This is a genomic window from Pseudoalteromonas tunicata (assembly GCF_002310815.1).
In the GTDB taxonomy this organism is placed as follows: domain Bacteria; phylum Pseudomonadota; class Gammaproteobacteria; order Enterobacterales; family Alteromonadaceae; genus Pseudoalteromonas; species Pseudoalteromonas tunicata.
In genome coordinates, this window is the sequence record NZ_CP011033.1 from 649173 (window position 1) to 675963 (window position 26791).

Consider the following 26791-nt stretch of genomic DNA (forward strand, 5'->3'; position numbering starts at 1 on the left):
GAGATAAGTAATCGGATGAGGTATTTTTTTATATTATCAAATTGCAGCAGTATATTAGCCTCCCAAAGCTTGTGAACTAAGTTTAGCTTGATGTTTTGGGTCGCGGCGGAACATCGGCCAAGAAGAGGTTGCTAATGTATAACCTGATATTGTAATGCAATAGATTTTCCCATCGGTAGAGGTAACATAAATATTATTTCCTTTAAAATTAGGTGAAGATTTTATAGCGCCACCAGACTTAAATTTCCAAACAAGCACCCCATCGGCTGCATTTAAAGCATAAAGATAACCATCAGAAGAACCAAAAATCACCAGGTTATTCGTAGAGCCATCATTTAGTAAAAGCGCTGAACCATAAATAGCCCCATTTGTAGTAAAGCGCCAAAGTTCACTACCACTAGAATCAATGGCATAGAAGATATTATCAGTAGAACCTATATAGACATCTGAGTTTGTACTTAATATTGCTGGGCTGTACACAGCTGCCGTTGTTGTAAACGGAGACTGCCAATATGAGTAAAACCCCTCATTATATCCATAGGTATGAACGTTAGAGTCACTGGCGCCAAAATATACGTATGTGTTATCAGCGATTGGCGAGCTATTCGTTATTGCTGGAGTTAACTCTGAATCCTGTGGGCCTGAGCTTCCATTTGAATAAGAAAACTCATATAAATACTTATCAGAAGAAATGATTAATACATTATCAGAAGAACTCGAAATTGCAGCACTGTAGCTATTTGTACTTGGATGTGTAAAATTCCAAACCGCAGATCCTGAGCTATCAACGACATTGATAGTTGAATCAGACACAAATAATAAGTTGTCAGATGCTAAAAGGGCGGCCTCTACCAGTATTGGGTTTGCAGTTGTTTGTTGCCATAACTGTGTGCCAGTGTTATCGATTTTATAAAACTTTTTATCTTGAGAGCCAATATAAATATTGTCAGTATCATCAATTAAAGGTGAAGCGGTTATTTTGTTCGCAGTAGCAAACTCCCATAACTTATTACCACTACTGTCCAGAGCATACAATTTATTATCATCACTACCAAAAATAACATTACCACTACTATCAATTGCAGGTGATGAATTGATAGCGGCAGCAGTTGCAAAACTCCAATTGAACCTTGGGCTGTAGACAACAACATCAATAGAATCTTCGGCTGTAGCCCCATCATCATCAGTAACGGTTAACTTATAGGTCAGAGTCTCACCATTACTTGGATCAGGAGTTGTTATTGTCAGGTTTGCGTTGTTGGCATTGCTTAGAGCTTCGGGACTGCCATTAACAATTTTTGTCCAAGTATAACTTGCGATAGTACCATCAGAGTCAGAAGCTGTGCCGTTTAATGTTATTGTTTGATTGCTAATTGCCGTGGTATCCGCTCCTGCATTAACTGAAGGGTTATTATTAGGTGGTTGAATAGTAATCGAGACCGTATCAGAGCCGGTTAATCCTGAATTATCAGTGACAGTTAATCTAAATATTAGGGTTTCATCAACTTCCACACCAGCTGCGTAAAAAGTGGTTATGGCACTGTTTGGATTTGCTAAAGTCACGGACAAATTGCCTGAAACTAAAGTCCATAAATAGCTTGCAATAGACCCATCATCACTTGCGCTTCCTGAAAGTGTCACAGTACGCCCAGTATGTAAGGTTTGATCTGCACCTGCATTCACTGTAGGTGGAGTATTTGGCACAAATACGAGCACAGATGTATTAGCACTCGAGCTGGCATTATCGTCATCGGTGACCGTTAAACTAAACGTAAGCGTTGTATCGGTACTGATATTGGGAGCTATAAAACTAATAGTTGATGTTGTCTTACCTGAAACTGAAACTGTCTGGCCGCTCGTTTGCTGCCATGCATAACTTTTAATCGTGCCATCTGAGTCGCTTGCAGAAGCTGTAATAGAAATTGATTGATTTCTCTCAACACTTTGAGAGCTATTTAAAGTTATGACAGGTGCAATGTTTGGTGGTTGAACGGTAACTTGCACGCTGTCGGAGGCCGTTGCGCCATCATCATCTGTCACGGTGAGGGTGAATGTTAAGATTGTATCGCTTGAAACCGTTGGTGCGGTGAAGTTTGTTACAGCGGCATTGGGCGTGCTGAGTGTGACAGCAGGGCCTGCGGTTTGAGACCAAGCATAGCTAGCAATGCTGCCATCAGTATCTGAGGCTGTGCCACTTAAGGTAACCATGAGAGCAGAATGAATGGTTTGATCTGTACCAGCATTAATTGTAGGTATTTGGTTTGGTGGCTCGACAGTAATTTGAATTGAATCTGAACCACTGGCACCAGAATCATCGGTAGCAGTCAGGGAGAAAACTAATAGTTGTTTTGTTGTAACGGTTGGTGCCAAAAATGTGGTATTTGCAGTGGAAGTATTTGACAGGTTTACTGTGGGTCCGCTTAATTGAACCCATTGATAGCTTGCGATAATGCCATCGCTATCAGTGGCAAGACCTGTTAACGATACTGAGGTATTAGATTCAACGATTTGATCTTCGCCAGCAAAAACAACAGGTGGAATAAGTGGCTTAACGATAACTGATACTTGAGCTGTACTTGATGCTCCTTCATTATCTGTAGCAGTTAGTGAGAAAAGTAGGTCACTGATTAAAGTTACTTTTGGTGCTGTTATTAAAGTTTCTAGGCTCGTAGCATTGCTAATTAGCGCGCTTGGGCCGCTAATTTGTTGCCAATTTATGCTTACAATGGTTCCATCTTCATCACTGGCTTGACCAATTAAGGTTGCTGATTTTTCTGAGAAAATAACTTGAGAGTTGCCAGCAAAGACCGCTGGTGGGCTATTGATAGGCACTATTGTAATAGTCGTAGTGGCAGTGGTGCTTTCGCCTTCATCATCGGTGGCTTGAACTTTCAGCACTATATCTGTTTGAATTAAAACAATCGGTGCTGTAAAGCGAATGGAGGAGGTCGAAGAACCATTGAGGTTAACGCTTGGCCCACTTGTTTGAGTCCAGGTAATATCGGTTATTGTGCCATCAGAATCTGTGATTGTCGCATCTATACTCACTAGCTCTTGTTCATTGGCTTTTATGCTCGTTGTTAGAGCTATTTCGGGGGCACGATTTCGCGCGATAATTTCTACCGTAATTTGTTTGACTGATACCGCGCCTAGGTTATCGGTTGCACTCAAAGTTAACGTTGCTTGGCTATCAAGCACTACGTCAGGTGCAGTGATACCCAAAGTCAGTGAGTTTGTGCCGGTTAATGCTAAGGTTGGTCCAGCAGTTTGCTGCCAAGAGAAGTCTGTAATTGAGCCATCAGGGTCAGTTATGCTTGCTGTGATATTTAAACTTTGCTGTCCTGTTAGGCTCACTGAGCTACTAACAGAGATTTCTGGTGCAATATTTGTAATTTGCGGTTCTTTTAAAACCTCTTCATTTACTTCGAAAGTAGGAGTTGTCGAAAAATTATCTGTATTATTGTTTTTAAAACGACTAATTTGCTCGTTAAAATCAATATCTTGAGGAAGCGTCTGTTGAACACCATATTTATTAGTGTAACTTAATGGAACCCCTTGATATTGACCATCAATAATCCCATCAGATAAATCGTCAATGATTGCTAAAATCGTGTCGAAGTTGGGTTCGGCAAAACCAAGTTCTAAAGCAATACGGTTAACCAAGTTTGCTAAGCCTCCTAAGACCAAAGCGTATTGTAACTGGCTCGTTGATGCCGTTGCGGCTGGGGATAAGGTATCAGCTGGAACAACGTTAATCACGTCAAAACCAAATGCTCTAACAGCATTTTGTTGGTTTAAAGCAAGAGTTGAGAAGAAGTTATTGCTTGTACTTTCGGCTTTGGTTTTTTTTATTATGGCGGTCGAGGCAATTGTTAATGCTACCGAGGTTTGATTTGGAAAAATAATAGAACTTAAACCTTGCTCTGACTCGAAGTTAATGCGACGTTTAAGGGCTACGTCTGGTTCTTGGTCTGCTTCATCAATGTAACTACCCCCAAATGATTGAATTAATCTTGGTTTATCACTGACAGGGATTTGGCTAACAAATTGTCCAAGCTCATCAGTTTGAGTTATTAATACCGGTGTGGGATCACTAATATTTCCACCTTCGTCTAGTAAAAAAATTTTGATAGTTGCATTAATCAGCGCTCCTTTTGCGACTCCACCAGAAAGGGTGTAAGTATTACTTTTAGATGGTTGAGGAATGCTTTCGGATTTTTCGGTTCCATCACCACACCCGATTAGCTGTAACACGCCGCAAAAAAATAGGATTCTAAACGCAATATGAGTGTGCATTTGCAGTTACCTGTTTTGATATTTAGGATGTGAAAAAACGACAGCGCCTGATACAATATCGTCACCAGTTAAATTAGATAAACTATAGACTAAGCCAGCCGCATTCGGTAGTTGCAGCTCATTTTGCTTACTACTAAAAAAGCCTGAAAATTGTCCTGTACCGCCATCTTTAGCATCAATATTGACACTGTTATAGAGCCCCGAAAACGAATTAAATCCATTAGCGATAGACCCTGTTCCAGATGCTCGCCAGACTAATCCACTGATCCCAATTAATAATTGACTTTGAACTTGTTGATTGGTGAAGTCTGCCGTAAACGTGGCATTTCCTAAAATACCTCGGGCACCGTGATTATTGGTAGGGTCGGTATTTCCTATAAGGCTGTAGCTAACTAAACCAGATTTAGGTAACGCGATGCTCGGATCAAAATCTGTGTTGTTAAGCCAATGGAGACTTTGCTGATTTAAATCAAATGCAGTGTTATCAATAAGTGCGATGCCATTACTCCAGCGTCCCCAACGGAAACCTGAACGTTGATCAAAACCTAGATTTTTTTGACTGGCGGTACCAATAGCAAGTTGTTGAAAACGACCATTGTTGAGTGCGCTAAAGCCGACTAGATTATTATCAGAGTCAAGTATGTTTTTAGTCGTATCTTCAATTTGTTGAGTAATACCAAATGTATTATTCATACTTGCTAAGCTAAAAGCCGTTTGGCTTGAAGGTGGAATACTAGGGGGTTGTCCATCTGTGATCGGAATATCTGTACCATCATTGCCTTGTATCACCTTAGGTGTGGTAATTTCTGGTTGTGTAATCGCTACCTCAGCATCATTTTGAGTGATTGTAATGTCGGTTTTGAGCTCTGTTTGTATTGGTTGTGATGTAATTTGTTCAATTTGTGTCTCAAGAGAACTTGCGACAATTTCCTCAACAGCTGCAACGTCTGACGTGTCTGCGCTTTCCTGTTCCTGTTCCTGTGATTTTTTAGTCGCGGTTGTTTCCCCAAATAATGAACTTGGTGGACCTAACAGTTTAACTGGAAATGAGCTGATATTTTTAACAAATCCTGACTCTGCAGGGTTTAGAAAAAGCTCACCAGCACTATTTTTAAGCACGATAGCCCCTTTACTCACACCTGCATAAAGACCATTTTTGATGTTCTCATTTGAGTCAACGCCTAAACTAATACAATCGTCATTACATAATAAAATTGTGTAATCGGTACCACGGATCCCTATTGTGGCTACCGCAGTTTTGACTTCGTAACCAGACTTATCTTGACCTGAAGCAACGGCACCCGTGATGGTTCTAAAGCCGCCCTTTAATAAACTCATACTGCTTTTTGATTGGGTGGCTGATACTTGGTTTGCTTCGTTGGCGTTATATGCATATTGTTCAATTAATAACTCTGAATTTGCACGAATAGAAATTCGCGCGCCATCAGACATAATCAACTGCGCCCGCGATTTATCGCCGGTGATCACTGTATCACCGACTTCGATACTGTCGCCTTTTTTTACTGCTACGCGTTGTTGATTTTGCACAACCACATCACCAATGGCGAAAATAACCTTACCAGCTTCTGCAAGGCATAGTTGACTTGCGCTAGTAAGTAATGCAAATACAGACCATTTGAAAAAGTTAATATTCATGTTAGGTTCCTTTAATCAAATGTTTTACGTAAATAAATGCCAATTTCACCGCGGTCAAATTGATAAATAGAGATGTTAGATTGGTGTTTTGTCAGGATAAGCCGACCCGTTAATTGCCAACTTTTTGCTAAGAAGTTGTTGTAACTTAAGCTTGTCATTAGGTTATAGCGTTTATCTTTACGTTGTTCACCAAAAAATAGCTGCTCTTTACTGTAATCTGTTTTATATGCCCCAAGCTGCATATTAAATGTGAGATTGTCTGTGACTGGTGTAAATGAAAAGAGTCTCGCACTTATTTTATTGTTCGAATAAGGGCTTAATGCTTCGCTTGCATCATCTTTAGCGACGCCAAAAGACGCTCCGATTAACCAATTATTTTCCAACCGAGATGTTGATGTCAGCCAAGCGGAGTAACTTGTAGCATCTTGAATACTCAGCTGATTATTAAAACGTTGTTTGGCAGCACTTAAATCAATATTAAAAAAGGAATTATCACTTTGGTTAAAGTCTAATCCCATGTGAGTTTCTAGCGCATTTTGATTGAATTTATCTTCGATTTGATTGTGATATTCACGAACTAATCCATAGGCACTAAAAGACGAGAATACATAACTATATTTTAAATCCATGCTTAGCATATTCATGTCGACATAATGTGCGCTTGCATTGGTTCTGTTACCAAGCATCATATTAGCGGTTAGTTTTTGATAAGCATCAATGGGATAGTTATATTTTAATGCACCTAATAAAGTACTAAAAACAGATTGAGTTTCTATATTTTTTGGATCTAATTGAAAGCCATAAAATAAATCTAAGTCGGTAGATGCATTTGCATTACTATCAAAGCCCATGCCTAATTCAAGATAAGTGTGCAAACTGGCACTATAGTTTTTTGATAACTGTTCTATGTTCGCTAAATATTGTTTGATAACAGGCTGTGCCTTAGCGGGCGGATTTTGCTCAAGCAATAAAGTGAAATGAAATTTTGCCCGCTCTAAATCTCCGGTAGAAAAATAAGCGCGTGCTAAGGCCATTCTAGCCCCAGAAAAAAGAGCATCGACGTCCACTGCTCGTTGTAAAATTTGCACCGCTAGATTGGGTTGATTCGACTCTAACGCTGCAAGTCCAAGTACATAGTCATACTCAGCTTGTCCTGCAAAATCGAATTCGTAACTAATTAAATAATCGAATAAACCCTGAAAGTTTTTGTCTTTTAGAAAAGGATCGGCATTATTCAGAATTTGAATGTAATTAGGAGTGGTTGGGCTTGCAACTATAGGAGATATAAATAAAAAAGCTAAGCTAAAAATAAAATACCGACAAGGAGAAAACCACACTGCAATGTTATTATTGGTCATGCTTTTGCCTTTAAAAAGTAAACTTATTATCAAACTGAGTTTATTGATTAAATGCTAGTCCAAAATTTTGAAAATGAGATATTTTGCAGAAAAGTTCGTTAGGCATTTTATGAATTAAAACGAACGTTTAGATTCATAAATGGGTACAAGGTGGTAGTGAAGTAAATGTTAAATAACAGCCCGTAACGATTGAGTCGAAACGGGCAATAAAGCTCAATAATAAGCTAGAGAATTTTCTTTGGCGGCAGAGCAACGTTTGCAAAGATTAAACCAGCCACTAGGGACATTAATATCAAAAATGTTTGCTGACCAATGTGATCGGCAGCTACAAAGTTTTGACCTGAAATGATTGAGTTTAATCCAATATAAATTTTACTACCGGGTACCAAAACTATGAGCCCTTGCATCGCAACAATAACCGCAGGCGCATTTGCCAAACGGGTAAATAAATTACTGTAAACGCCTACGGCAAAGGCACCAACAAATACGCCTAATGCATAATCAAAGTACAACGCACCCCATAAACTCGCGCCATAAGCGATAAAACCAGCTGCTAATGACCAGATAATGTGTTTTGCTTTTGTTCTAAATATGATGATTAGACTTGAACATAAAATTGCAATTGCTAACCAGGCTGTCCATTTAGGGATAGGCTCAGGTTGAATAAAGTCAATTTCGCCAAACGCAGTTACTCCAAACGCAACTCCTAAAAAAGCACCAAAATAGAGTTTAAACAGTAGCATAAGTGCATCCATAACCCGAGCTGTGCCTGAAACTAAATGCCTTGCGGCTAATTCAGCTAGCCCTAAGGTCAAAGCAAGCCCTGGAATAAATACAATGATTGATGACAAGACTACTAAGCGGATATTAATACTTGGATCAAAATAATAGGCAATACTGCAAGCAGTAAATGCAGAGACTATTGCGACTAGGGGTTCTAACATGTGTGAAACACGTCGGGAACGCTCTGACCAAACCACAAAGACATAAACTAACAGTCCAAGCAACGCAGACCAAGCGACATCATTCCAGCTAGTGCCCATCAACATTGCAAATGCACCTGATGACATGCCAAAAGCTGCGCCTATAGCTAAGCGGCCATGAGGATTTGGCATGTTATAGATTTCGTCCAATAATCCATCGGCTTCTTTTAACGTCAGCAAGCCTTTTGATAGTTGATCGACCAATTCGTCGGTCCGTGCTAACGAGCCTAAATCAAGGTCACCTGGGTTTACGCGTGCAGCATGGGTATATTCATCCTCATGGCCTTCGGTCCAGATCACAAAAGTGAGGGCCGTAGGAATGATGATAAATGATGCTTTTAAGCCTAAAAAGCTCGTAACATCCATTAAATGTGCTTCAAGGCGATAGGCTGGGGTACCATATTTATGTAGCATTTTCCCAAGCTTGACGATGAATTTTCTTTTTTCAGTAAATGTGGCTGTTTTCAACGTTTATTCCAGCAAATTTATTTTTAATACTGCTCAATTTATATGTAATTTTAAGCAATTAGGCAATTATTGACGATTGTGTTGTCTCATGATTTCGCCTGCGGATTGTAGAGTGAAATCGACGTGTGTCTATTTATTTCTACCATCATTGGAATTTATTTTTTGTTCTTTTCAGCAATCCACTGTGACATGTATTTTGTACTTGCTAAAGTATGATGCTTTAACATTTCTCCTAAAAAATTGCTTTGGCGATGTTGCAATAAATTTTTGCTAACAGAATTAATTTTATCGATTAAAATCGGTGCTAATTTATCAGCCTGATAACACTGCTTTAATAATTTTTGACTATTTTGTTGGGCGGTTAACCACTGTGCTTCGTCCACATAAAGCGAAACGGCACTTTGCACAAACTCAGCAAGTTCATCGGCAACGTTACCAGGCCAAGGGGCTTGTTCATGCATACCTTCGGCGCCAATTGACGTTGTAACGCTCGGAGTGCCAGTGATCATTGCATCAAGTAACTTACCTTTAATACCCGCTCCAAAGCGAAGGGGTGCTAAACAAACCTTGGCATTTTCTATTACTGTGAACGCATCATCAGCCCAGCCTTTAATTAAAAATCCTGTTTTAGGATTGTGTAAGGCAGTGGCTTTAGGTGGTGGGTAAGAGCCATAGATATGTAGCTGTGCATCAGGAAGCTGTTTTCGGATCAAGGGCCAAATCTGTTGTAAATAAAGTACCGCATCCCAGTTTGGGGCATGGCGAAAATTGCCGATAGTCATAAAATGCTGGCGCTCAGCAAATGGTTTAAGCTCAGACTTTAACTGTGTGTTTTCAACCATAAAAGGTAAATGGTGAAGCAAATGTGGGCTGATCATAAAGCTATCAGTTAAGAGGGCGATTTCATAACTTGAGATAATTAAAGATAAATCACATCGTAAAATAGCTGCAATTTCACGTTTGGCTAAATCAGATTGTAAATCAGCAGTGGTGCATGGGCGGTTTTGTTTGTGCGCTTGCAAACGTGCATCACGTAAAGACTGCAAATCCTCAGTATCAAGTAGCTTCATGGCTGTGGGACAATATTTATCTACGCGCCAGCCAAATTGCTCTTCCATCATAAAGCGGTCAAACATCACTAAGTCAGGTTTTAATTGCGAAATATAGTCGTTAAAACTATCACAATTGAGCGTAATACTTTGGCTTGTAATACCAAAGTCTGCTAAATCCACCATGTGTTCGGTTGGTTGTGCAGGGGTTGCAAATTCGACTTGCCAACCTTGCGTTTTAAAAAGACGCAGCAAAGACATCATGTGATAGCCAGCAGCAGATGAATTTGGCTCAGGCCATACATAACCAATAACAAGAACTTGTTTCATGAATTTCTTAATGTAAATAAAGTGATAGACAGTTAGCTTGCACTTAGATTAAGCGGAAGCTCTAATTTTAAAACTGACATCAACTAGGGTGCGAACCGGTGGTTGAGTGCCATTTAAAAGTTCACTGAGTACTTGGCAAGTCCGTTTACCTATGTCATCAGCATCGATTCGCACAGTGGTGAGCGCGGGGCTCATCAAACTTGAATCAGCCAAATCATCAAAGCCAATTATTTTAATGTCTTTACCTGCTACTAAGTTCATTGACTTTAAACTTTCAATTGCACCATAAGCAATGACATCACTGAAACAAATAACACCTTGTATGTTGGGTGTTTCTTTAAGTAGTTGCAGCATGGCCTCGCGACCACCTTGGCGGTTGGTTTTGGCTTGTACAATTGGGCACGATGCAATATCAATATTTTGACTTGCAAGAGCGAGTTGGAATCCTCTTAAACGTTCGTGAAAATCAGAAATATCATCCGTGCCACCTAAAAATGCAAGTTTTGTGAAACCTTGATTTAACAGATGTTTGGTTGCTATGTGGGTGCCTTTTTGATTATCTGGTAATACCGTTGGCGCATTACAAAAAGGGACTTCTCGCATAATATTGATCACCGGTAGGCCTGATTGAATTAAACCATCAATCCAGCTTATTTCAGTGCCGGGTGCTGGGCACATAATAATCGCTGCAACATTATATTCTCGTAAAGTACTCACAATATTTTGCTGTCTGGCATAATTTTCATCACTGTTAATTAGCATAGGTAACATACCAAGCTGATATAAGTGTCGCTCTAAGCCTACGGCTAGCTGGGCTGAATATGGGTTAGTTAAATCGTTGATAAGTACAGCAACCATTTTTGAGCGTTTACTGCGTAATGAGGCTGCGTCACGATTGTAGACATAACCTAAACGAGAGATGGTTTCGAGTACTTTTTGCTTGGTTTTTTCAGATGTTTTATCACTATCTGTCAGTACAAGTGAGACAGTTGATTTAGATACTCCCGCTTCTCGGGCTACATCAAAAATAGTGATTTTCTGTTTATTATTAACTTCAGTCATGCTTCAGCGGAATTGGTGACTTAAAAAGCGATAGTAACGGATATACTTAGTTGAATTCAAATAACTTATCCCAACGCTCATCAAGTATTTTTTTTGCTTGATTTAACTCAACTGCATAATAGAGTGAATTAACTTTATTAATTAATTTATAATTCAGTAGCTTAGTTAAAGAATCTTCTATTTCAAAATCAATATGGAGAGAGTATTGGCTACTTAACCAGTTTTCAATGTGAGAATCGAGTTCTGTCGCTGTTAACCCTTGTGGATGATTGAGTAAAAAGACGTAACCTAATAACGTTTCTTTAAATTCTTCATCTTCTGCATTATCAAGTAAATGATGAAATACACCTGCATTGTTATCTAAATTTTTAAAGTACAAATTGTCAGCAAGAGTTTTCATAAATTTTATTTTGCGATTTTTGAATTTAGTCCATTCTTTAAAAATAAAGCTGCCAAAAATCGCCATTCCTAAACCTAAGGCAATAAGTTGTTGTTGGTTGATCACCACTTCTTGTTGACTCAGACCAAACCAGTATGAAAAAAGAGTAAACAATAAAATTAATGAGGCGCCGAGTTTTGTGATAAGGACTGCTGTGCCGCCAACCACCGCAGAGCTTGCGATAATGAACTTGTCAATTTGTCGCATTCTTACTTCTGAATTAGGAAATAGCATTTCTAAATCAGCTTTTGGCACATTTTGAAATAATTTAATAATGGTTGAACCTGGAATAAAATTCACGGGTTGCTTATTAATCGTCTTAAAGTATTGAGCATCTTTGAATTGAATATAAATAGCAATGCGCTCATAGTTTGTAAAAGTGATTGAATATTTCTTTAGGCCAAACCATTTTTGTAGTTGTTCAGTGCGAGTTTGCTCACCTCTACGATAAAAAATAACCTGAGCAAAATCACTAAAATCAACTTCAAGTCTGACTTTAAACAAACTTTCTTCGGCTAATGCTTGCTGTAAGTCATGTTCGGTAATTTGTTCAAAATTAGCTTTTTTTAATACCTCTAAAAAGCTGTTATGAAACTCAGCGTGCGCCGCCTCATACTGAGTTTTATTCAGGCTATCTACCTGTAAAGTATCTCTGTTGGGGTCAAAATAGGCGTAGTTGTTTTTTAAACGATTGAGTAATTGATGATGCTGTTGATGCACATAATGGTCGAGTAATGAGCAAAAATCACTGAACGATACTTGCTGCTCTTGCGTGATTAAAGCGTGGCATTGTTTAATAACATCTTGTTTGCTAAGCGGTATAAAGTTCTCACGCTTATTTTCACCGTTATTGTTTTGCATCATCATCGTTTTACTAACAATTATTTATTATCTTCAGTATGAGTCATTTCATCGCTGCGATTGTCTTTTAAACGGCAATAAAAAAGTCTATTTTTAAGTGACTCAATCGCTATCTGCTTGATAATTAAGTTTAAACTGATAAAAACCGCAATGGCGATGTGCACTGGGCCATGAGTGATCCCTGCTTGTACATCATAAATACCCAATCCAAATAAAATAAACAAAATGATCATTAAAATTTCGATCAATTGGTTTGAATAAAAATTAAGTTTACCTTCTTGCTTATGATCTTTTTTGATGGTGACTGCGCAAAAAAAAGGGATCACCTTTATTTTAAATACAGCATTTTTCTCAACAAAATTTTCGTTGAGTAACTCAAGGTGATTGCGTAATTGATCTATCATAACAGCCTCTATTTTTGGCGCATGAGTTTAACTCATGGCATTAATAAAGGCCAGATTTGGGGTGGTTTACTTTAAGTTGCCATATAAATGCGAGTATTTGGTACGGTGTAAGTTAAATAAAAATTTTCTCAGTTTATCTCTGCCATCATCAAATTGTTGAAAACGCGCACTGATTATATTGTTTTGTGTGCGAACTGGTTCAAGGCTTAGTTTTATCGACCCTAAATCTGGCAGGTTAATCTGTAATGATTGATCAGATAAATGGTGCTCAAAAACATTATCATTTTTGGGCCTTAAGGTCAGGCCTGTGCTTGAAAGAGATAATACCTCATACTTTTGTTGGCTACTTTCATCATACAGTGTAACGTTTTCTGGGGCTTCAATCCGCCAGCTTCGCTCTAGTCCATTGACATCAACTACTTCAGGAGTGCCGAGTTTGGTTTTGAATTCACCAAAATCATCGATTTCAAGCGACAAAGGAAACCATAATTGGTAGTGGCCAATTTCAGCTAATAAGGTGAGCTTGGCATTTTCGAGGATGGCAGACAAATTAGAAGGTACATGTGTTTGAACAGTAAGCTTATGATTATCAAGTTCAGCATGATGATCATCTTGACGAAAAACATTTTTAAAAAAACTGAGTTCTTCTGCTGTAAATTCCATTTTGAAAAAACTTTATTATTATTATTTGATTTAAATCAATTATAAAGAAACGGGACGAATAGTCTATTATTTATGCTATATTGAGTTGATTTTTTTATTTAATTGATCTACGCCTCTTATTTCTTAAATAAAAAGAGGCGCTTAGGATAATAGCTAATATGCTTGTTTAACCCGAGTGCATTGCTAAAATGGTCTGAATATCAAGACTATCTTTGTAGGGCACAAGTTCTATTTGTTTGCTATTACGAGCAAGTACTGCCATTCGGTCAGCCAATTCATTACCCTCAATATTTGCATGGCCTTTGACATAGGAAATAGCGATAGCGTGTTTTAAACTTTTATAACTATTAAAACATTCTTTGATTAACGCTAAATTTTTAATTTCTTCTCCTTTGCCTCTAGTCCAGCCTTTCTTTTGCCAACCTTCAGCCCATTTTGTAATGCAGTCTATTGAATATCGCGAATCAGATAACACTTCAACCGTGAGGTTACGGTCAACAAATGTTTTGGCAATACGAAAGGCCATTAATAGTCCTAATAACTCAGCACTATTATTTGTGCCATGCTCATCATAAAGGCCATACCATAAATCACTCAATTGTTGCTGCTGATAAATTGCAATGCCTGTGCCTGCTTTACCCGGATTGGGTGAGCATGCGCCATCACAATAAATTGCAATCGGGTGCTGACTTTTTGGAGTACTACTTGTTACTTGGTTAACTTGGGCAGGTTTTACTGTCGCTTTTTGATTTCGTTGTTTAAGGGCCAAAGTATAAGGAGCTGCAAAGGCTTTTTTAGCTGCTGCTTCACTATCAAATCCCATGTATTGTGCAGCTTTTTGACCGTCTATTTGTGCTTTTGCTTGAGCCCAAGAAGTATAAATACCTGGTTTTACACCTTGCCAAACAACATAAAATTTCTTCGCCATAACGATCCCCTATTTTTTTATTAATTCCGCGACGATGGTTTGTAATAAAAACGTTTCTCTTTCAATTGAAATGCCTTTTTTTTCGCTGGTCGCTAAGGTGTGTAAGTTATGTTTGATTGCGCAGTGAATATTAATCCAAACGGGGCGCATGCCGTTGTTTATTTCATGTTGCTCAAATTGTGGTGTATGTAACTCATCCGCTATGTTGCAAACGAAACAATACGAATTCATTTGAACTAACTCAAATGGCGCTTTGTTCCAAGGACGCAACTCAAAATAAGCGCCAAATTCACTCATAACTTCTATTTGTTGTGCACCTGTTTCTTCGTGTAATTCTCTTTTTAAGGCATCAATAATGCTTTCGCCCTGATTAACACCCCCGCCAGGTAAAGAGTAATCATCATAACGATGGGTGTACATCAATAAAATATCATTTCCGCGTAAAACAATGGCTCTTGCGGCATTACGCAACAGTGTCTCTGCAGTATTATTTATAATATCAGGGTGTTGGGTTTGTTTTAATAGTCGCATTTAACGCTCTGTTTTGTTGTTTTAATTTTTATTCTCATATTCAAGCAAACTTGATAATAGTGCCCGATAGGCTAGAAGCTCAGTGTTTTGTGAGTGGGTCGATGCTGTTTTTTGATAATGAAGAATCAATTTTTTTAAATATGAGAGATGCTCGTTTTTAGTCGCGTGCCACATACTTGCACCTGTGTGAGATAAGGGGGCTAAAGCACGGTGACTAACATGAATAAGTTCATAAAAACGTTTGTTTTCTGTGACTATTTGCTCATGAATCAGATTTAGCCCAAGCTTAATAAGTTGGGTACGCAATTGATATGTATGATGTACAGGACAAAGTAAGAACTCAATATCATGTGTTGGGTTTGCTGTTGTAATTTGTTGTATGAGCTTTGCAGTCAATTCTCCACCGACTCCAGCAATAATGACTAAATGCTTTTTTGCTTGAAATTGGCTAAGAGGTAACAACGCGGCATCTAGACAATGAACTGACCACTGAGTTTTGCCATCGGTCGGAGGGAAAAACTGGATTAGCTGTTGTGTGAGCTTATCAAGTATTGTTGGAACAAGATCAACAAAGTGAATATGAGCTGAGACGTTACGAGTGAGTAATTTAGCTCCGAGTAAGCCATGATCACAGCAACAATCCCAAATATGATCGTAATTATCACTGATATTTTGATTAATAAGCTCAAGTCTTTTACTTAGTTTCAAAGGCGCATGCCGATTTAAAAAGAGGCGGACATTTTAAGCATGAAAAGCAAAAATACAATCCTAATTGTGATTAGAGCGAAAGTTTACTCGGTATTTATTGTTAATTTTACTCATTTTGTCACTGTGTAAGTTGAAATGACTATTTTTCGACTATGCTAATTTTATCCAGTTTAAAAACCACTTATTAATGATTAAAAAATTATTTACGCTTTTTATGCTCGTGGTTTTTCCGAGCCTCTGTTGGGCTAAATTAAACATAGTCACGGAGGTCTTACCTAATTATCAATATTATAACGATGATAATCAGCTTATTGGTATATCAACTGAGCGTGTGATTAAAGCATTAACGCAAGGCAATATAGAGTACTCTTTGCTAGTTTATCCGTGGTCAGTCGCTTACAGCGCGGCCTTACGCGACCCACAAACCTGTATTTTTTCTCTGGCAAGAATTGCGCCTCGAGAAGATAAATTTCAGTGGATTGCCAAGCTTCATCATGCCAATGTCTCTTTTTATAGTTTAAAAACTAGTCATATCAGTATTGGCAGTGTTGAAGATGCCAAACAATATAAAATAGCCGTGCTGCGAGATAATTTCAGTCATCATTATTTAAAATCCAAGGGTTTTACTGAAGATAAAAATTTAATTGTGATCGATCATTTTGAAAAAATTTATGATTTGTTAGAAACTCGAAGAGAGTTATTAGAGCTACTTGTGCTCAATGATGAACAATTTAACTACAGTTTAAAACATAATAAAACGTTATCTAAATTAAAGCCGATTTTTCAAATTGATAGCATTGGACAAGAGTTATATTTTGCCTGTCATAAAGACATGGCCAACGACACAATAGAGGCGCTTAAACAAGCATTTAAGCGCTCTGAGTAACCATATAATTAATGTGTTGGTTGCGACATAATCCACTGAGAGAGTAGTCTGACACCGTAGCCGGTTGCGCCAACTGGATTTTCGTTTTTGGCTTTACTGCCAAGTGCGTTACCCGCAATGTCTAAATGAGCCCAGCGAACGTCGCCAGCAAAATGCTGTAAAAAACTTGCTGCGGTGGTCGCCCCAGGGCCATAAGAACCAATATTTTTTAGATCTGCAATATCTGTTTTTAATGCATCTTTGTAGCCCAGCGGTAAACGCCAAAGTTGCTCATTAACCTGTTGACCAGCAAGAGTTAACTCAGAGACTAACGTTTCATCATCAGAGAAAATAGCAGCATATTCATCCCCTAAAGCACGAACTTTCGAGCCTGTTAATGTTGCAACATCAACCATGATTTTCGGTTTGAAATATTCTCTTGCATACCACATTGCATCACTTAAAACTAAACGACCTTCAGCATCGGTATTGACCACTTCTACGGTCAATCCTTGTGCAGTTGTAACCACATCACCAGGGGCAAGTGCATCTTCAGAAACCATATTCGCTGCCATGCCCATGACAGCTACAACGTTATGTTTACTTTTATTGAGAGCAAGTGCTTTGACCGTTGCAAGCACGGTTGCTGCTCCTGCCATATCTGATTTCATACGGGCAATTGATTCGCCGGTTTTTAAACTATAGCCACCTGAGTCAAAAGTGATCCCTTTGCCAATTAACGCAATCGGTTGCTCATTACTGCCTTTATAATGCGCCACAATTAAACGAGAGCCTTCTTTACTTCCTCGACCTACAGCTTCAAGCGCCCCCATATTAAGTTTCTTAATCTCTTTTGGAGTTAACACTTTAATTTCTACACCGTATTTTTTTAACTCTAACGCTGCTTTTGCAAACGCTGCTGGCGTCATTTCGGTGGCTGTTTCATTGGTTAAGTCGCGTGCCAAGAAAACCGCTTTTTCAATATTGGCCAGCGTATTGTAATGAGTTAAAACGTCTTTCGGGACGGGTACATCAAATTGATAGCTTTTCTCTACACGCTTTTCACTGTGGTAACGTTCAAATCGATACGCGCGTAAGTTAATCCCATGAGCAATATCAGCACTTGGATGTAATAGGGTGGTTTTTTGGGTTAGATCTTCTAAAGCAATATCAATATTTGAAATTGATTTATGCTCTAGATGGGCTGATAAATTACCGCCTAAACGGGTCAATTTAGCACTGTTGAGGTTTGACTCATCACCAATTCCTATCACTAATACTCGTTTATAGTTCAGCTGATTAGGTGCAATGATTTCAACTTTTTCGCCAAATTCACTTTTAAAACTATTGATTTCTAACGCTTTGCTCAATTGACCTGAAGTTAATTTGTCATAATGAGAGAAATCGTTGTTAGTGCGATTTGCTGATGAGAAAACGACTAATGTGTCTGCAGACTTGGCAAAGTTATCAACAAAGTTAATGTATTCTGCTTGAGAGCTAAATGCGGTAGCCGCGAATGCCAAAGAAAATAAAGTTGGTTTAAATGTCATAAACGATACAGTTTTAAATACTAAGTACATGCATTAGTACGTTAATTAATAAAAAAAAGTAAATAGGATCAGATGAAAAGACAAAATAATGCGGCTGATAAAGTAGGTTTATTTAACTTTTAATCTAAATTTAAAAACTCACTTTATACTAGCCGCATGTTTAAAAGGTTGGCTGAATAACTGTTTTATTGTTGTAATCCAAAGGGATCGTCAAGGCTCGATGAAGGCTCTGTAAACCAAACGGGGCCATTTTCGGACATATAAAAATGATCCTCTAACCGTACGCCAAATTTTGTTGGAATCACTAACATAGGTTCATTACTAAATACCATCCCAACTTCAAGCTTAGTTGGATTATTTCTCACTAAATACGGCCATTCATGAATATCTAAACCACAGCCATGCCCAGTACGATGCGGTAAACCGGGTAAGTTATAGTCAGGACCAAACTCGTTTTGTATTAGTATCGCTCTGGCTGCATCATCGACTTTACCGCATGCAATACCTAATTGCGCAGCGTTAAATGCCGCAACTTGGGCGTCTTTTTCAACTTGCCATGCGATGCGCTGTTCGTGTGTCGCTTCACCAAATGCATATGTGCGTGTGATGTCGGAGTTATAACCTTCAACTAAACAACCTGTATCGATTAATACCCAATCATTTTCTTTTAATATTTGTGGTTCTTTAACACCATGTGGAAATGAGGTTGCAACACCAAAAAGAACAATACAGAATGACGAGCCTCCTTTTGCACCAACTTTCTTATGAGCTTGTTGAATAAATTGACTCACTTCAACGGTTGATATACCCGGTTTTAATATTGCGGCAGCTGCCTGATGCACTTTTAAAGTCATGTCTTTGGCTTGTTGTAACAAGGCAATTTCATTGGCTGATTTATGTTGACGACAGGTTGCGGTAATAGCGCTGGCATTAACATATTGATAGTGAGGAGCAGCCGTTCTTAGCCCATCAAAAATAAAAAATGCGGCTGATTCATCAATGGCTATTTGACCACCAGTAATTGCCAACTCATTAAGAATATTCGCAAATAATTGATAAGGACTTTCATGCTCGTGCCAGCCATAAAATTTACCTTGGATTAGCATATGGTCGCGCAGAGAGCCTTCTTCGAATTGAGGGGCAATAAAAATAAGGTCGCCCGTTACTGGCAAAATTGCGCCAACCATACGTTCACTTTTGTACCATTTTAAGCCAGTGAAATAATACAGATTTGTACCCGCATCTAAATAAATCGCAGCAATATTTTGCTTTTTCATTAAGCGTTGGGCTTTATGGATCCTAGTTTGATATTCAAGCTCAGAAATAGGAACGATATCTTTTGTCATATCTGATAATTTTGCTAGTTCTATCTCGGGTGTTGAGCCACCGACACCAATCGTCATAACTTACTCCAAATTGTATGCAATATCCCAAATGTATCATGCAAGGGATTAAAAAAGAAGCGAGCAAGCATCTGCAGGCAAGAAAAACAGAAATTAACAGTGCTTTTGTGATGACTAAATTATACAATTGAGACTGTATAACATAATTAATTTGTCGGTGATGACCACTTTGCAATTTAATTACGTTTTTAATTTGTTAGGCATAGGTGCTCAATTTAACTAATGACAGATATCACCACCCATAAATCGTCACGTCGCCGTTTACTCATCGCACTTTCAATCACCTGTACCTTCATGATAATTCAAGTGTTTGCAGCGTATTTTGCAAACTCGTTAGCTGTATTGGCTGATGCAGGACATTTATTTATTCATAACAGTTCACTATTTATTGCGATCCTCGCGTCGACTTTGGCTATCAAACTTGCGACTACCTATAATGATGGTTATCGTAAAGCTGAGCTTGGCGGTGGACTAATTAATGGCTTGTTATATTTAATTATTAGCTCTTATATTTTATTTAAAGGTGGCGAGCGTTTTTTTGAGCATCATCATGGTGAAGAGCTAGCCATCAATACATTCTTAATGAGTAGTGTTGCTGCGATTGGCTTCTTGTTTCATGCAGCCGCAGCGTTTGTGCTTTATAAAGGTCGTAAAGATAGCATCAACGTTTATGCGGTTTTTTTACATACCTTTTTTGATTTACTCTCTACGGTTTCTACCTTTGTCGCGAGTATGGTAATCCATTTCACCGGCTGGGTGGTGGTTGATCTTATCTCAAGTATGTTGATAACTGTGTTTGTATTATTTACTGGGATTCGGTTGCTCTACCAATGTGTACGTGGTTTATTTTTCTATAAGCCTCGTTTACCTTCGTTAAAATCAATAGAGAAAGCTTTGCTGAGTATTGAACATATTGAAAACATTCATAATTTAACCATTAAAGCTGATGATGAAAATTGGGTTGTTGGTGCACATATAGTGCTAAAACACAGCTGTACTTTAGAAAAACATGATGAAGTATGTCGCTTTGAAGTTGAAAAAATACTCAAAAAACAATTCAATATCAATCAATGCGTATTACAAGTTGAAGCGGGAATTTGTCATCATCAAAAGTCTACACCGAAGCTTAATTAACTTGATATGGATTTTGCACAATAAATTTTACCCTAACAGTGATTTTTTTAAGCCATATTGTCTTGGATTGACTAGGTTCTGAGTTGTTTCTAGTCAATCCAGCGGATTATTAGAGTTAGTGATGCCTTACCTAAGTGTCTTTTCATCGAGTTTATTTGCGCTAAAACTACCAAATTCACTATCTATTTGAACACATTGATATACTTCAATAATATTTTTTTTAGATTGCTGAGGAAATGATGCTTTAGTTTTAAGCGCAGCTTTTTCTGCAGCAATACTGCTATCTATTTTTGTTCGTACATCAACAATTGCTTCTGTTTTACCGTCCAAGAGCACATGACATTTATAATTAAATAGAGCAACTTTTGCATCAAGATGATAAGAGCACAGTAAACAAAAAATAAGTAACTTTTTCATGTGAATCTCCTACTGTGTATTTTCTTGGCGATAGATATAAGTACGGTGAGTTTTAAGACCAAAAAAACCGGCTCCAGGTTTTATTAAGTCAATTTTACCATCGCCATCAATATCAGTAGGCACTAAATTTGATAAGATTGATTTAGCTTGTACTACGCCACTTGCATCTTCACCTGCACCGACACCTATGAGCAAGAATTGACTTTCGCCATCCTTATTCTCACCAAAAAATAATTGAGGGGTATCGGGCACTCGATTTCCTACATCGATAGTTAAATTCTGATATACCTTGGTCCCATAATGAAGATGGAATGCATATAAGGAGCCACCACCACCATCTAAAATACATTGAGCTAAATCATTTTTTTCAGATGGTAAAAAGCTAGTGTAATAAGCAATACCTCCGACAACAGTTGATTTTGATAATGATTTTTCACCAGTCCCTAAGAGGTATTTCCATCCGTTAAAAGAGGATAATTCAGTTTCTAATGTTCTAAACCCATCAGGGTTGGAAAGGGCTGATGCAAAGGGATCATTAGTAATATCCATTAATTTATCTATGGTAACAACCTTCGGAATATCCTCACTTTTTATAAATGACTTAGTGATGGTATTTTCATCTCTAATCATAAATAAAGCGTCATTAGTGGTATTGTATGTAGGGTGAGAGCGGTTTCCGCTACCAATAAGTATTGCCTCATAAGGCTGAGATTTACGTGTAAATGATATGGTTGTATCACCATTTTCTGTCACAGTATTTTTAGTTACTTTGCTAAAAAATGTTCTTGCGACTTCTGGCTGATAGAAAAAACGGCGATCATTTGGGGCTGTACTACTGCTTAATGTGGCAAGTTTAATCACAGTCCAAGGTTCTTCGGTATCTTGAGGATCATCGCTTGGTAAATCGATACGCCATACGTCACCGCCAGAATCAACAGAGTACATTCTATCGATATAGCCGTCATAATCCGAATCCAAAATTGCCACATCACTTGGGATACTATGTGATCCTGGGAAATAGGTATTGGTGCCACCTGTTGCAGTTGGGGTCGTGCTCCAAACGAGTGTTTTCGTTTGCGCATCAACAACAAAAATCCCCCGGCCGCTGCTATCACTGGTTATTGAATCATTGTCCTTATTAGTATCGTAACCAGCACCAAAAATGAGTAGTGGCGAACTACTGTAGCCTTTGACATCGATAAAACTCACTTTCGGACGCGACCATGTTTGACCTAATTCACTTAAGCCTGTATCTGAGGGCGTTAAAGGGCTGGTCCAAAGTAAGCTTGGGGAATCTGGGTTCGATATATCAATCGCGTAATAGCTTGAACCTCCGCGTCTCATTCCAATAAACGCCCAAACTTTATCACCACTTTCAACAATACCATTATCGTTTTTGTCATCAAAATAAATGACGGGGGAGCCATCCATGCCATAAATTTTTGTTGCTGCGGTATTGTCACGTAATGTACTTAGTTGGCTGTAAAGCTCGTAGGGTATGAACGCCCAATCTTCGGTCACAGTATTTCCACTATCTTGGAACATATGGACAAAGCCACCATTGGTACCCACTAAAATGCGTACCGTACCATCACCATAATTAATGGCTAAAGGTTTTGAGTGCAGAGGATCTGCCATAATATCATTACGTTTTTCATTGGTGTTTTGATTGCCATTATCATCATCTACATCATAACCAATCGCCCATTTAAATAGATTATCTAATTGGCCTTCTGTGGTTTTCATGTAGGTAGCTAAAGCGGCTTCACTGCCTGCATAGCTGACAGCATTTGCTTTGTTAAACAAAGGCATGGGTGAACCAGCACCGACATCGGTATACACTTTTCTATTAAAGGTCTGTGTCAAAATTAAGTTAGTGCCACCGGCTGTTACTAGATTGCCATCATCAGCTTGGTCACTCGGTAACCAAAAGCTGCGGACATTTTCTTTGATGTTGCCATCGTTATTGATGGCATTTTTTCCATCTTGATCGACCACAGATGTACCGGATACTTTTAATTTTTTTAGATTGCCTAACCAACGAGCTCCCTCTTGAGGTAAAAACATCGCATAGTAGACAGAATCCAGACTACGGGTACGGTCAAAATTATTGCTTGCAACAGAAGGGGAGGTAAATGTGGTATTAACTTCAAGTATTTTACTCAATGCTTTACTAAAAGCCTGTGATAATTCAATCGAAGAGCTGGCGCCAAAATATTTACCTCCTCCTTTAGTTGCAGCCTCAAGTAAGAGTTCTTCGGCATCTTCTGCTCCTTCACCAAATCCAATCGTGTACAAGCTGACATTTTGATTGCCGCTGACATTGGTATTTACATCATTATTATTCATCCAGTGAGCTAAGTTAGGTAAATAACTACTGTTAGTTTTATTGCCAACTTTAAAATAAAAGGGAGATGAACTGGTAGTCTGATTATTAGGATCTGTTTTTGTAGCGATTAACGTGGCTATGTAACTATTTGCGTCACTATCAACCGTAGGTACCCCATCAGTGATTAAAATAATGTATGCATTACTGCCGCATCCTTCCTTAAATGGGGAAACATAGCTTGAGCCGGACATGGTTGACGCATCATAAGGGGGGGTATTGCCAGTATAAGAAAAGCTACCACACTCCCTTTGATAACAATTGGTATCTTCAAAGGCATATTTAACAGAACGGCCTGAAAAAAATCTAAAAGCCTCAGTTAAGGTTTCACACAATGGGGTATTAGTTTCTGCTTCAATGGATGCAACTTTTGAGATTATATCGGTATTGACTTGGCCAAAATTCGCAATGATCCTACCGCCATCCCGATCGCCTTCATAAGGAAAATCTAAATTGAAGATCATTAAGCCAAAATCGACAATAGGGGTTGCATTTAAAACGGTGGTAATTGCTTCTTGTGCTACCTCAAGACGAGCCAATTCTACTGTTTTTTTATTTTCAGCATGATACCAACGCAGGTAATTTGGATGATAAAGTGTCACAACCTGACCACCACTAAACACATTGGCTGCTGAATCGAGTTGCGCCTCGGTTAGGGTTGCAGATCCTGAGTAAAAATCATTCTTGCTTTTAGTCGCCCCATTTTTTGGTACGCCTTGCAAAATTGAGTCGGGAGAAGTATAGGTTTTACCGCCTATTTTGAGAGACATTTGGCTATTTTTACCATCTTTTGCAATCACGTCATCTAAGCAGTCAAGGGCTGCTATGGTACTTGCCCCTGAGTTTTCTTGTAATTCAACCCATGAACCTGTGCTGCCTTTAAATTGATGCTCTCTAATAAAACCAGTATAAAAACCGTAAGTTTCAAGTGACTTTCTGGCTGCATCACAACCATTGACAGGAGAGTTGAAGCGTTTTGTATCACTATTTTTGTCAGTACGAGGAAGTTCATCATCAACCCCACTTCCAATTGTAAAATATACAAAGTCTTCGTTAAGAGAGTTATCAAAAGAAGAAACCACCGGATAGATAATATCTGATTTGTACCCTTCAACCGTGGTTATTTTTTGATTCATACTCGCTGAGTTATCAAAAATTATCAGTACTTGCGGTTTTGTATCAAATTGAACCTTTTTGTCACCTACGTAAAGTTCAATATCTTCGCTTGCGGTAAAAAATGAAACCAATACCGTGGTTGCGAATATAAAATATTTAATCCGTTTCATAGATACCCCTGCAAATGACTCTATATACAATCCACACGACCTTCTTAAGTGTAGGAAATATTGTGATTTAAGCAATAATTAGGTGGCTCGATTGAAAGTTAGCTATTATCTTGATTAAAAAGGATTATTTTAGATCGAAATCAGCTGTGTCACTGGCGGGTAGGTGGCATCTAACACTAAAAATATTTAGCTTGGGCATGTTTGATAGCGTTTATTTTGCTGATTAGATTTTAACTCTAAGTATTAAAAATACTTTTAATACTTTAGAAAGCACTGCATTTGATTAAAACAAGATCAGTAACTTAAGTTTGTCTTAAGACTCGCTAGTTAAAATAAAATCATAAAAATAGACTAGAGTTATGTTAATGCTTGTATTCCCTCGATTTCAATCTACTTTTAAATCGCTAATCATCCTTATTAGCGTGTATTTTACGTTTGTTTTTAATTTTCCTTTTTTGAAACGTATTATGGGTGCGGTGACTGCATTACCTGACTACAACGTTCTTTTTTTGATTACAATTCCAGTGTTTGTTTTTTTACTACTGTTGATCTTTTTTACATTAATTTCAAATAAATGGTTCTTTAAACCCTTATCAATAGTGCTGATACTATTATCTTCAATGGTTTTCTACGCAGGTCAAAATTATGGTGTGGTCTTTGATTACGGCATGATGCAAAACATATTTGAAACTGATACCAGTGAAGCGCATACGTATTTAAATCAAAGCGCGGTTTTAAGTTTTTTACTGTCAGGCTTATTACCCGCGTTTTTAGTTTATCGTGTCCAGCTGCAACACAAAGGTTTTGTTGTGGAGCTTAAAAATAGGGCGATGTTATTGTTAATCGCTTTTATTGGCATTGTTGTGATTGCAGTTTCTTTTTATTCAAATTTTGCTTCTGTTGGTCGTAATAACAAAGAATTAAAAAAATTCCTTGTTCCTAGTCAGTTTTTAGATAGCAGTATTAAATACGTCGCAAGGACTTATTTACAGACTCCACCTGCATTTGAGGTGCTCGATGCTAAACCAACACTTATCGATAAAACGAAAAAGCAAGTGTTTGTGCTTGTTGTGGGTGAAACAGCGCGAGCCGAAAGCTTTTCGAGTAATGGCTATGAACGTTCGACAAATCGCTATACAGAGCCACTCAATATGACGGCCTATCAGCATGTTTCGTCTTGTGGTACTGCAACTGCGGTCTCTGTTCCATGTATGTTTTCGGTCTTAAATCGTGAAGATTTTGATAATAAAACGGCGGAAAATGAGCAAAACGTTCTTGATATTATTCAACAAGCTGGGGTAGAAGTGATTTGGATTGACAATAACTCGGGCTGTAAAGGTGTATGCGAGCGCGTTCAGCATGAAAAAATTGATCATACTCAACATAATGATATGTGTGATGGAGAGTATTGCTTTGATGAAGCATTAATTGGCGAGCTGCGAAATAAAATAAATAAAGTTAAAAGTGATAACGTGCTGATTGTTATGCATATGATGGGCTCTCATGGGCCGACTTATTATCGCCGTTATCCAAAGGCACATCAGTTATTTACCCCTGATTGCCCTCGCAGTGATATTCAAAACTGTACTAAAGAGCAATTAATTAATACTTATGATAATACTATCGCTTATACCGACTTTGTTTTAGCTCAAAGTATTGCTGAACTGAATAAGTTACCCGAAGAGATATCAACAGGCCTGCTTTATGTATCAGATCATGGTGAGTCATTAGGTGAAATGGGAGCATATTTACATGGATTCCCTTATAGTTTAGCGCCTTCTCAGCAAACACATGTCCCATTGCTTACTTGGTTTAAGCAAAGTGATATTGACCCAGTTTGTCAAAATAATTTGGCTGATACCGTTGAATTTAGTCATGATAATCTTTTTCATAGTATGCTGGGCATTATGGGTGTTAATACAAAGGCTTATAACCAACAGCTAGATATGTTTAATATATGTATCAAGCCAAGTTAATATTTAGTACTCGGATTTTTAATTAGGGGCTATTTGTA

General features: G+C 38.2%; 19 protein-coding genes. 3 read left to right on the forward strand and 16 right to left on the reverse strand.

Translation table 11 applies throughout. The features are described 5' to 3' along the window. Positions 1-54: 54 nt before the first annotated feature. From PTUN_RS20240 to PTUN_RS20295, 12 genes are all read right to left on the reverse strand, one after another. Positions 55-4296 (reverse strand): PKD domain-containing protein, encoded by a 4242-nt coding sequence (locus PTUN_RS20240; protein ID WP_040643452.1) that lies wholly within the window; start codon positions 4294-4296, stop codon positions 55-57. Between the two features lie 6 nt (positions 4297-4302). Continuing rightward, positions 4303-5952 carry a FecR family protein gene (locus PTUN_RS20245; protein ID WP_009836848.1) on the reverse strand — a complete coding sequence of 550 codons (1650 nt, stop codon included), beginning with the start codon at positions 5950-5952 and terminating at the stop codon, positions 4303-4305. 11 nt (positions 5953-5963) lie between these two features. Then, the gene (locus PTUN_RS20250; protein WP_009836847.1) at positions 5964-7310 is read right to left on the reverse strand and encodes a tetratricopeptide repeat protein; all 1347 of its coding nucleotides are present in this window, start codon (positions 7308-7310) and stop codon (positions 5964-5966) included. Positions 7311-7534: 224 nt separating this feature from the next. After that, positions 7535-8761: a threonine/serine exporter family protein gene (locus PTUN_RS20255; RefSeq protein ID WP_083781230.1), complete on the reverse strand. Its 1227-nt coding sequence runs from the start codon at positions 8759-8761 to the stop codon at positions 7535-7537. A gap of 155 nt (positions 8762-8916) precedes the next feature. Further along, positions 8917-10140 carry a glycosyltransferase gene (locus PTUN_RS20260; RefSeq protein WP_009836845.1) on the reverse strand — a complete coding sequence of 408 codons (1224 nt, stop codon included), beginning with the start codon at positions 10138-10140 and terminating at the stop codon, positions 8917-8919. 48 nt (positions 10141-10188) lie between these two features. Further along, positions 10189-11202 (reverse strand): LacI family DNA-binding transcriptional regulator, encoded by a 1014-nt coding sequence (locus PTUN_RS20265; protein WP_009836844.1) that lies wholly within the window; start codon positions 11200-11202, stop codon positions 10189-10191. 46 nt (positions 11203-11248) lie between these two features. Next, a complete protein-coding gene (locus tag PTUN_RS20270) occupies positions 11249-12508 on the reverse strand; it encodes a TMEM143 family protein (RefSeq protein ID WP_009836843.1) in 1260 nt (419 codons plus the stop codon). Between the two features lie 14 nt (positions 12509-12522). After that, positions 12523-12906, reverse strand: a complete 384-nt coding sequence (locus tag PTUN_RS20275) for a hypothetical protein (protein WP_009836842.1) — start codon at positions 12904-12906, stop codon at positions 12523-12525. A 66-nt stretch (positions 12907-12972) separates the two neighbouring features. After that, the gene (locus PTUN_RS20280) at positions 12973-13569 is read right to left on the reverse strand and encodes a hypothetical protein (RefSeq protein WP_009836841.1); all 597 of its coding nucleotides are present in this window, start codon (positions 13567-13569) and stop codon (positions 12973-12975) included. Positions 13570-13735: 166 nt separating this feature from the next. Then, positions 13736-14497: a ribonuclease H family protein gene (locus PTUN_RS20285; protein ID WP_009836840.1), complete on the reverse strand. Its 762-nt coding sequence runs from the start codon at positions 14495-14497 to the stop codon at positions 13736-13738. Positions 14498-14506: 9 nt separating this feature from the next. Next, on the reverse strand, positions 14507-15028 hold the full coding sequence (locus PTUN_RS20290) for an NUDIX hydrolase (protein ID WP_009836839.1): 522 nt from the start codon (positions 15026-15028) through the stop codon (positions 14507-14509). A gap of 21 nt (positions 15029-15049) precedes the next feature. Further along, positions 15050-15736: a tRNA (adenine(22)-N(1))-methyltransferase gene (locus PTUN_RS20295; RefSeq protein ID WP_009836838.1), complete on the reverse strand. Its 687-nt coding sequence runs from the start codon at positions 15734-15736 to the stop codon at positions 15050-15052. Positions 15737-15923: 187 nt separating this feature from the next. Between PTUN_RS20295 and PTUN_RS20300 the strand changes: the two genes are divergently transcribed. Beyond that, positions 15924-16622 (forward strand): type 2 periplasmic-binding domain-containing protein, encoded by a 699-nt coding sequence (locus PTUN_RS20300; RefSeq protein WP_009836837.1) that lies wholly within the window; start codon positions 15924-15926, stop codon positions 16620-16622. Positions 16623-16630: 8 nt separating this feature from the next. Here the strand turns inward: PTUN_RS20300 and PTUN_RS20305 are convergent, their stop codons facing one another. Both PTUN_RS20305 and PTUN_RS20310 read right to left on the reverse strand, forming a co-directional pair. Continuing rightward, positions 16631-18151, reverse strand: coding sequence for a leucyl aminopeptidase (locus PTUN_RS20305; RefSeq protein ID WP_040643450.1), 1521 nt, complete (start codon positions 18149-18151; stop codon positions 16631-16633). Between the two features lie 185 nt (positions 18152-18336). Continuing rightward, positions 18337-19554, reverse strand: a complete 1218-nt coding sequence (locus PTUN_RS20310) for a M24 family metallopeptidase (RefSeq protein WP_009836835.1) — start codon at positions 19552-19554, stop codon at positions 18337-18339. A gap of 222 nt (positions 19555-19776) precedes the next feature. Between PTUN_RS20310 and PTUN_RS20315 the strand changes: the two genes are divergently transcribed. After that, positions 19777-20688 carry a cation diffusion facilitator family transporter gene (locus PTUN_RS20315; RefSeq protein ID WP_009836833.1) on the forward strand — a complete coding sequence of 304 codons (912 nt, stop codon included), beginning with the start codon at positions 19777-19779 and terminating at the stop codon, positions 20686-20688. 126 nt (positions 20689-20814) lie between these two features. Here PTUN_RS20315 and PTUN_RS20320 read toward each other — a convergent pair whose 3' ends face one another. Further along, positions 20815-21105, reverse strand: coding sequence for a TapY2 family type IVa secretion system protein (locus PTUN_RS20320; RefSeq protein ID WP_009836832.1), 291 nt, complete (start codon positions 21103-21105; stop codon positions 20815-20817). A gap of 9 nt (positions 21106-21114) precedes the next feature. Then, positions 21115-24777 carry a pilus assembly protein gene (locus tag PTUN_RS20325; RefSeq protein ID WP_009836831.1) on the reverse strand — a complete coding sequence of 1221 codons (3663 nt, stop codon included), beginning with the start codon at positions 24775-24777 and terminating at the stop codon, positions 21115-21117. Between the two features lie 365 nt (positions 24778-25142). Here PTUN_RS20325 and PTUN_RS20330 point away from each other — a divergent pair, with 365 nt between their 5' ends. Continuing rightward, positions 25143-26753 (forward strand): phosphoethanolamine transferase, encoded by a 1611-nt coding sequence (locus PTUN_RS20330; protein ID WP_232284979.1) that lies wholly within the window; start codon positions 25143-25145, stop codon positions 26751-26753. The last annotated feature ends 38 nt before the right edge of the window (positions 26754-26791 follow it).

What these genes read in the sequence shown, in the direction of transcription:
- PTUN_RS20240 (WP_040643452.1), bottom strand. Translation starts at nt 4,296, where the DNA reads ATGCACACTCATATTGCGTTTAGAATCCTATTTTTTTGCGGCGTGTTA.
- PTUN_RS20245 (WP_009836848.1), bottom strand. Translation starts at nt 5,952, where the DNA reads ATGAATATTAACTTTTTCAAATGGTCTGTATTTGCATTACTTACTAGC.
- PTUN_RS20250 (WP_009836847.1), bottom strand. Translation starts at nt 7,310, where the DNA reads ATGACCAATAATAACATTGCAGTGTGGTTTTCTCCTTGTCGGTATTTT.
- PTUN_RS20260 (WP_009836845.1), bottom strand. Translation starts at nt 10,140, where the DNA reads ATGAAACAAGTTCTTGTTATTGGTTATGTATGGCCTGAGCCAAATTCA.
- PTUN_RS20265 (WP_009836844.1), bottom strand. Translation starts at nt 11,202, where the DNA reads ATGACTGAAGTTAATAATAAACAGAAAATCACTATTTTTGATGTAGCC.
- PTUN_RS20270 (WP_009836843.1), bottom strand. Translation starts at nt 12,508, where the DNA reads ATGATGATGCAAAACAATAACGGTGAAAATAAGCGTGAGAACTTTATA.
- PTUN_RS20275 (WP_009836842.1), bottom strand. Translation starts at nt 12,906, where the DNA reads ATGATAGATCAATTACGCAATCACCTTGAGTTACTCAACGAAAATTTT.
- PTUN_RS20280 (WP_009836841.1), bottom strand. Translation starts at nt 13,569, where the DNA reads ATGGAATTTACAGCAGAAGAACTCAGTTTTTTTAAAAATGTTTTTCGT.
- PTUN_RS20285 (WP_009836840.1), bottom strand. Translation starts at nt 14,497, where the DNA reads ATGGCGAAGAAATTTTATGTTGTTTGGCAAGGTGTAAAACCAGGTATT.
- PTUN_RS20290 (WP_009836839.1), bottom strand. Translation starts at nt 15,028, where the DNA reads ATGCGACTATTAAAACAAACCCAACACCCTGATATTATAAATAATACT.
- PTUN_RS20300 (WP_009836837.1), top strand. Translation starts at nt 15,924, where the DNA reads ATGATTAAAAAATTATTTACGCTTTTTATGCTCGTGGTTTTTCCGAGC.
- PTUN_RS20305 (WP_040643450.1), bottom strand. Translation starts at nt 18,151, where the DNA reads ATGACATTTAAACCAACTTTATTTTCTTTGGCATTCGCGGCTACCGCA.
- PTUN_RS20310 (WP_009836835.1), bottom strand. Translation starts at nt 19,554, where the DNA reads ATGACGATTGGTGTCGGTGGCTCAACACCCGAGATAGAACTAGCAAAA.
- PTUN_RS20315 (WP_009836833.1), top strand. Translation starts at nt 19,777, where the DNA reads ATGACAGATATCACCACCCATAAATCGTCACGTCGCCGTTTACTCATC.
- PTUN_RS20320 (WP_009836832.1), bottom strand. Translation starts at nt 21,105, where the DNA reads ATGAAAAAGTTACTTATTTTTTGTTTACTGTGCTCTTATCATCTTGAT.
- PTUN_RS20325 (WP_009836831.1), bottom strand. Translation starts at nt 24,777, where the DNA reads ATGAAACGGATTAAATATTTTATATTCGCAACCACGGTATTGGTTTCA.
- PTUN_RS20330 (WP_232284979.1), top strand. Translation starts at nt 25,143, where the DNA reads ATGCTTGTATTCCCTCGATTTCAATCTACTTTTAAATCGCTAATCATC.